This is a genomic window from Candidatus Scalindua japonica, assembly GCF_002443295.1.
Classification (GTDB): domain Bacteria; phylum Planctomycetota; class Brocadiia; order Brocadiales; family Scalinduaceae; genus Scalindua; species Scalindua japonica.
This window is the reverse complement of the sequence record NZ_BAOS01000015.1, coordinates 70269-78255: the sequence shown is the minus strand read 5'-3', so window position 1 is coordinate 78255 and position 7987 is coordinate 70269. Positions and strand designations below refer to the sequence as shown.

The 7987-nt window shown below is 36.2% G+C and carries 8 protein-coding genes; all 8 read left to right on the top strand.

Going from position 1 to position 7987, the window contains the following annotated elements; genetic code table 11:
* Positions 1–151: 151 nt before the first annotated feature.
* Entirely contained in the window at positions 152–805 is a 654-nt protein-coding gene (locus tag SCALIN_RS09770; protein WP_096894320.1) for an AbiU2 domain-containing protein, read from the top strand.
* A 198-nt stretch (positions 806–1003) separates the two neighbouring features.
* Positions 1004–1744: a hypothetical protein gene (locus SCALIN_RS09765; protein WP_096894319.1), complete on the top strand. Its 741-nt coding sequence runs from the start codon at positions 1004–1006 to the stop codon at positions 1742–1744.
* A gap of 589 nt (positions 1745–2333) precedes the next feature.
* A complete protein-coding gene (locus tag SCALIN_RS22115; RefSeq protein ID WP_162532244.1) occupies positions 2334–2501 on the top strand; it encodes a hypothetical protein in 168 nt (55 codons plus the stop codon).
* Between the two features lie 28 nt (positions 2502–2529).
* Positions 2530–3141: a recombinase family protein gene (locus tag SCALIN_RS09760; RefSeq protein WP_096894318.1), complete on the top strand. Its 612-nt coding sequence runs from the start codon at positions 2530–2532 to the stop codon at positions 3139–3141.
* Positions 3142–3174: 33 nt separating this feature from the next.
* The gene (locus SCALIN_RS09755) at positions 3175–3810 is read left to right on the top strand and encodes a hypothetical protein (RefSeq protein WP_096894317.1); all 636 of its coding nucleotides are present in this window, start codon (positions 3175–3177) and stop codon (positions 3808–3810) included.
* Between the two features lie 385 nt (positions 3811–4195).
* Positions 4196–5131, top strand: coding sequence for a helix-turn-helix domain-containing protein (locus SCALIN_RS09750; protein WP_133111813.1), 936 nt, complete (start codon positions 4196–4198; stop codon positions 5129–5131).
* A 227-nt stretch (positions 5132–5358) separates the two neighbouring features.
* Positions 5359–5556, top strand: a complete 198-nt coding sequence (locus SCALIN_RS09745; protein ID WP_096894315.1) for a hypothetical protein — start codon at positions 5359–5361, stop codon at positions 5554–5556.
* Positions 5557–5831: 275 nt separating this feature from the next.
* Complete coding sequence (locus tag SCALIN_RS09735; protein ID WP_096894313.1) at positions 5832–7745, top strand: phage NrS-1 polymerase family protein; 1914 nt, start codon at positions 5832–5834, stop codon at positions 7743–7745.
* Positions 7746–7987: the final 242 nt, after the last annotated feature.

The following is a 7987-nucleotide window of genomic DNA, read 5'->3' as shown; positions in this document are numbered from 1 at the left end:
TCCAACAATCGCATGAAGATCGACCACCAATACATTAGCGATTCAAGCATTTTTTTAGCTTCTGCCTAAACTTGCTACCGAACGCATCCACAAAAGATTAACTAAGTTTATAATTGTCTCAATCAATACAATAATTTAAAAGTAATGTTATATGGATAATTTAATCAGTTCCAAAATAGATCACAAAAACATTGGACTTGTTAAAACTCTCTACCAGCTAAGACAAGATTTGGATGTTTATTGCTTGATTGCGGTTAATGCTGGCAGAATGCATCAAAAGAACATTGGTAAATGTTTTTTTGGATATGTTCAGCAATTGTCCATAATATCTATAGCTCTAGGAATATGTAAGATTTTCGAGAATGAGACAAGGAATGAACTGAATTCTATCAGTGGTGTTTTAAGACATATAATTAATACTGCATCCTCAAAATTAAATCATAAAAAACTTGACGAATTCATTCAGAAATACGATGGCTCATCAAATAACAATGATACGATCTCCGCTTTGTCATCAACCGTTACAGGGTTTGTTAAAAAATACAATAAGGAATTAGAGGCATTTAAAACATTCAGAGATAAAAAGGTGGCTCATAGTGAATACAGATTTGAGACTGATAGTCTTCCGTCATTTGATGTAATGGAAAAGTTATTCAATTTCGGTCTTGATTTCTACTCGCTCGTTTCTGAAAATTTAGTGAGAGTTGTTCCCTGTAATCTTAACGCTAAAAGAAACGTCAAGTTTGATCTTAAAGGAATTCTTGAAAAGTTGGGGTTAGAGGAAATAAAAATGGAAATGAAGTGAATGATTGTTATATAACCAAATTATGCAAACTTCCTCGTTTTTGTTCTATGGTTAATTGTATGACAATACCGCCTAATGTTAAGTATGAGGATATGTTTTTAAGAGCGCATCAAGATGCAAGGGAGAGAATGATGGGATTATGGAAGGAATGAGAATAATCATTATCTTGATCATATAAAACTGTAAGGAGCGATACGCATGGATACCGTTAGAAACATTAATCATTTTATTGCAATTGAAGAAGAAAATTTATTAACGAGTATTGAAAATTTAGGTGATGATTTCTTCCTTATTCATAACCTAGATGAATTATTCAAGATTGGAAGCCATTTAAATCCAATTAATGAGAAAAGCCACAAAATTCCTTCTTTCCTGTACTTAATTACACATAGTGAATTCTATACAGGAATGGTTTCTTTTTTAAGAATACATATATCAAAATCCTTTACTAGCTTAAGGTCAGCACTTGATTGTACTTTTACTGCATATTATTTATTGAAATACCCAGACAAGGTAGATGTCTACTTAAGCAAAATTAAAGAAGAAGATAATCCTGAATGGAAGAAAATATTTTTAAACATAAAAAGAACGATTAAGGAGGATATAAACAATTTTCCACAGGCGAAAGGTCTTCCAGAGATTCATGAGTATTGCAGTATTTATGCTCATTCGGATGCCATAGGAATATTGCACAGGTATAGTGAAAATAAAGAAAGTTTAGAAGCAAAATTCTTTGACTATGAAGTAAATACAGATGATTATAAAAAATGGTTAGCATGTTTATTGACTGCATTCTTAAATATTTATTCAATCTACTGGGATGAAATATTTAAGCATAACGTAGGAGAAAATATGGAAAAAATGAAATACAAGATAACTGAATATCAAAAAAAATTAAAAATATTTCAAGATAAATATCCTCTTGGAAAATCTTCGTAACCTTAACATATAAACGTTGTTTCTTTATTAACTCAATGCAGAAGATTTATGACCACAATAACAATTTTATGGATAAAGCAAACATCTGCTTTCAGTAAAATATCCTAAATGTGATCACTTGTTTGAAGATGAAGATACCACGGCATGTATATTTCAAATTTTAGAAATTATTTTTTTGAAGCCCCGGATTTTCAGGGAAAATATTTTTTGAAGCGGCTTTCTCTAGGAAAAACCATAAATAGAGGGAACCCAAAAAATTGGGTTCTCTTTAAGACAAGGACTAAAAGATGTTGACACAGATTCTCCGTAGCTTTTGCCTGAGAGGGGTGTGGCGGGGTTCGATATCAAAAACGCAAGGGGACTCCTTTGATTTGATACTTCCTTCTTGGCATCAATAAACACTTGTTTGTCAGAATCCTTACAACCATACTTAGGTCTTTCTGCTTGTTGTTCTTTCGCCTCTTTTAGTTTCTCTTTCCACGTCTTTTTCTTGCATATCTTAGATTCAATAGAGAAAGAACTAAATATTTGATCAGCACGGATTGGTTAATTATATTGACAATGTATAACAATATGCTATACTGCTCCTATGAAAAAGAAAGATGACGGAAAAGTCAAAGATGACCAGATCATCGCAAGAGTAAGCGATAACGAGAAGAAGAAGCTATTAGCCCTTGCAAGGTCAAAAGGGTGTGACGGCTGGACTGGTTTTGTTCGCTTATTGGCATATGCGAAAGAGGTAAGTATTAAGACATAGTATTTTTTTGCCTATACTGTATAGCGCAATGCTATACATATCACTGCAAAGGAGATTTGAAATTAAAAAAGTAGGAATATATGCACGTGTCAGCACAAAAGATCAATCCGTTGATATGCAGCTGAATGACCTTGAACGGTATTCAAAGGAACGTGGCCTTGGCATATTCAAGGTGTACAAGGACAACGGTGTATCCGGTACGAAGGAAACAAGACCTGCACTCAGTGAACTAATGAATGATGCAAAGAAGCGCAAGTTTGATACAGTCTTGGTCTGGCGTTTCGACCGCTTTGCCCGCAGCACCAAACATCTTGTAGGAGCTTTGCATGAGTTCAGGAATCTCGGCATAGACTTTATATCGTATCAGGAGAATATCGACACTTCCAGTCCCCTTGGCGAAGCCATATTTACCATTATAAGCGCAATGTCGAAACTCGAAAGAGATATAATCGCAGAACGTGTCAAAGGTGGTCTGCGTAAGGCTAAGGCTAACGGGAAGAAGTTGGGTCGACCAAAGAATATAGTTGATACTGAGAAAGTAATTGAGTATAGAAAGAAGAATAAGTCAATTAGACTGATAGCAAAGGAATTGAATCTGTCTAAAGGTGCTGTGCAAAGAACGTTGGAAATGTGTCTTTAATTTTAACGTATCTCAAAATATGGAGGGTCGCTTGTGAATGAGGACAAAGAAAAGAGAGAAAATCTTCAATACTCATATAATCGTACACTAGATATTTTCAAGATAGCTAACGATAACTATCTCAAGCGAGTACAGATTATTATGGTAGCCTTGCAGACCGGCCTTTTCATAGCGCTTATGAGGCTCCTTAGTCCGCTTCCTGATTCGTGGAAAGACTTTCCTTTGCCAATAATTGTGACAATTATAGGTATTTTATTGTCTACACTCTGGAATGGGCTTCACAATAAGCAAATTCAATATCTTGAGTTGATGAAGCGATATCTCCGAAACCTTGAATCAGAACTTGCGGAGTCAAAAGTGCCTATGGATTACTTCAATATAGAATCTGCTCTCTCTTATCATATTACCGAGGTAAAAGTTGAGAAGATAAAAACAAAAATAATAGGAAAAGAAATCAGAACAGAGAATGAGAAAGACAGACATGTATTCTTCGAAGGGAGTGAAGATAGATATCCTGATAAGGGAAATTCAGGGAAAATGCTTGGTGGATTGGTCAACTTGGAAAGTTTGTTGGGTAAGGGAGCTTTATGGTTTTGGCGAGTTTTTCTCTTCTCTCTTATTGCTTGGGTCGTATTTATTGTATATGTTAATCCGCCTTGTTCCCGCTAAACAAAAATTAGGGGTGTACCGAAAACCCTGTGATTTCAGGTGTTGTAAGTATTGTGTTCTCAACATCCCATATTTACTGTTTTGAGTGTACCAGAAACAGATGTTTTTGGGACAGCCAAACTCGTTTCTAATATTTTTTCAAATAAATTAGGCAAGGTAGGGAGTGCACCCTGAATTACCAGCACCTCACTGGCTTCCTTGGCTTATAACACTCTGAGGATTGTTGAGAGGGGATAACATTACCAGAGAGAAACGCAGCAAAACGTTTATAGTTAACATCAAGGATAACGTTCGTTGTGAATTTACCACCTCCGGTGAACTCTACTCGTGCACACCTACAACGGCAACCCTACCTCCTGATATATTTAAGCAGCTTGGTCTATTTATGTTGCCTGAAATACTTCCACAATCGGAGCCATTAACATGTAGAATAGGGACTTTAGAAGAACTTGTAATCGAGCCAAACATGGGTATGTCTACAAGTATGGCAGAGCTTGATTTTTTGGAAGACCCTGAATATTGCAAATTTATCAAATCTTTTCCAAATGATGACCGCTTTTTACTGCTTACAGATAACGACAAACTTTGGATTTGGGACTTTCTTTTCTTTACAATGGAAAGCATATCATATGTTAGAAAAGAAAAATTTGAACGGATAATCTTCATTAATTGTTTGGATATGAATGATGCAGAGTTGCGAAATGAGATTTTCTCTAATGATATTAATAATAATGTTCTTGCCTTATATGATATTTCAAAAAAGAACGTCAGTTTCTTTAAGAAAATGAAACCTATCCTGCTAGGTAAGAAACCTCCGCTTATAGTTGCCTCATTAAGAAAAGATGAAAAAAAAGCATTTCTGAATGAAGAACTTAGAACAGCATTTCTCGTTGTTAATGCATTAAAACCTGATAAGGAAGTAGCAGGGTCAGAGGGCAGCCAGGTTGGAGAAACAATAACCCATAAACTACAACAAAAAGAAGATTCGCATATGGGTAAAACAGTTGCTTATGAATGGGCTATCAAGAATGAAAGAGATATTTATTGCAACGGGCAGCATATTGTAAAATTGCCCAATCTTGAATTTGCATTATTTAAATGCTTGTATAAAAAACTAGACAAGCATGTCAAAAATAAAACCCTTGAGAAGTGCTGGAAAAATAAAAAAGTGAGTTATAAGAGCAACTTATCTACTGCAATGAGTCATATAAGAAGCAAACTTAAAACGGGTTTGAAAAAGAACAGTATTCCTGTTAAAGGTTATGTAATAGAGTCTAAACAGGAAAACAAGAAGAACGTATCCTACAAATTAGTAACATAATCATCAATCACATATCAACAAATACCTCTCTAACAAACTAATCCTATTTACACCGAAGTTGACCGAAGCAGCTTTTCCCCCTACTAAGACACCATATCAACACCACTTAAAGAAACCGGAAAAAACCGAAGTTGACCGAAATCGGTCTTTCGTGACTTATCCCTAATTATATGCAATGATTTGTCCTTAACATTTAAACTTTCTCACAATTACGACAAGGAGAATTTATGAATAGTGATGATTTGTTAAATACGGGAGAGGTATTAAGGATACTGAATATCCCAAAACATAAGTTAGTTTATCTCTTTGAAAGTAGAAAACTAAGAAGGGAAGATTTCTTGACTTTGCAGAACGGTCAGCGTGTCTATCGACAAAGTGACTTAAATAAAATTAAACAGACTTTATTCGAGGTATCAGCAAAATGATTAAACACACAATAAGATCAAAAGACGGAAAAACCAAAGCAGTACCTCTGACGTCGCTCAAAGCAATCAGGTATCATTGCCTTGAGTGCGTCTGTGGGTCTGCAAATGAAGTTGAACACTGCACTGGTAAACTATGCTCTTTATACCCATACCGGTTTGGTAAATCACCAAGACATAAAGGCAAAGGAAACGTAAAGAATCTTAATAAAAAATGACGGAATTTACCGTGGTTTTTGTCTCTAGAAACGACGCAAAACATAAAAAGATATAGAACTATGAATCAATTAGAACTGAACAAATCCACTTTATTTCCAGAGAACATCCCGGAAGAATTAAAGACTCTCAACCAATGGGTTGTGTATCGTCTTGAAAAGAAACCGGGGAGAGAGAAGCCAACTAAGCCACTATACCAAGCGAATGGGAAAAAGGCCAGTTCAACCAATCCAGAAACATGGTGTACTTTTGAACATGCATTAGAGGCGTTTCAGAAGAAGAATTTTTACGGCATAGGCTTTGTATTCACTAAAAACGATCAGTACACCGGAATTGATTTTGACGACTGTATTAATCCTGAAACCAAAACTATAAAGCCTTGGGCTAAAGAATGGATTGAGAAATTTGAGTCTTACACAGAATACTCTCCTTCAAGGACAGGCACGCACACAATTGTAAGAGGTAAGATTCCTTCTGAGACAGGTATAAAGAAAGGTGATTATGAAATATACGATCATGCTCGCTATTTTACTTTCACAGGTGACATTATTGACACAAAATATTCTCATATCGAAGCACGCCAAGATGTAGTCAATGAACTGACCTTATTTTTAACCAGCACGTCTAAAACAAACAAGGAGGATATCTCTACGTCAGAAGGATATGAATTAAGTAACAAAGAGATTGAAGGAATAATAAGTAAAGCAAAAGCGGCTACAAATGGTAAGAAGTTTACAAAGCTCTTTGACGGCCAGTGGGACGAGGTGGGCTATCCTTCTCAATCAGAGGCTGATTTAGCCTTATGTAACCAACTGGCATATTGGACAAACGGCAATCCCGTAGCTATCGATCAACTCTTCCGACAAAGCAAACTATGCCTTGAGAAGTGGGAACGTGATGATTACCGAGATAATACTATTCAAAAAGCCATGGAGCAGTGCCAACAACAAACTAAGAATGGTATCCAAGGGTCATCCGGGAGTAATAAGGTGGCTACGGGTATCCCTATAATTCACATTGCTGATATAGAGCATAAGCCAGTAGAATTTCAAATAGATAGAATCTGGCCAATAAAGAGTGTTGGTGTTATGGCTGGACAACCGGGAGTATGCAAAACATGGTTAGCTTTGGAAATAGCTGTTAGCATAGCCTCAGGTACTAAGCTCTTTGACCGCCATCAATGCGAAAAGGGAAAAGTTCTAGTTTTTAATGCAGAGGATGACCCAGCTACGATCACACGGCCACGAATTGCAGCATTTGCCTGTCATAAAAACCTCAAGATACGTGACCTTGATTTGAATCTACTCAACATACCGTCAATTTTTATAGACGATAGAGATACTAAAGATAGATTTGAAATCACGGTATCTAAGTATAAACCTGATATTATCATCCTAGACCCATTGCGAAATGTCCACTCTTTAGACGAAGACAATGCCACAGATATGTTAAAACTGCTTCATTTCCTCAGAGAAATAAATAGAAAATATTCATGTTCAATCTTGCTCGTATGCCATGACAAAAAGAGGGGTAATGACAATGGAACAGACAGGGCTTCTAAAGTCCGTGGCAGTAACGCATTGGTAGGTTGGCGTGATAATGCTATCTTCCTTGACAAGGACAAGGAAGGAATGATTAGAGTTGAAATTTACAATCGTGCTTGTTTATCTATTCCACCATTTTTTATAAAACTAATGACTAAAGACGATGAAAAGGGGAACCTTAAAACTGCTACTTTAGAAATGACATCTCGAAATCAAACCGAACTTAAAAAGGAACAAGAAGATTTAAGTAAAATTAAAAAAATAATAACTGATTCTAAAAGCCCAATATCAAGGAATAAGATTGTAGAAGAAGCGGGAATGAACAAAGCTAAATGCCTCAAGTTGGTTAAGATTCTTTTGGAACGTGAAGAAATAAAAGAGATGCCAAATAAGAGGTTAGTGATTAATGAAGCACCAATAACCACAAATTAAGTGGTTCCGTGGTGGTTGGAACCACTATCGGTTCTCGTTTTTCAGGAACCAGTTGGAACTACCGGAATTGTTTACCGTAACATTAATTACATTAAGCCGTTAAGTGGTTCTGGTTTCTGGGAACCACATAAGTCCACAGTGGTGGTTCTCGGTTCCGCCCCCTATAAGGGGGGAACCGGTACCATGCACACTGTGAGTATAGGTGTTATTGCAATGAAGTGTGGCTATAAAAGCCCAAGAAA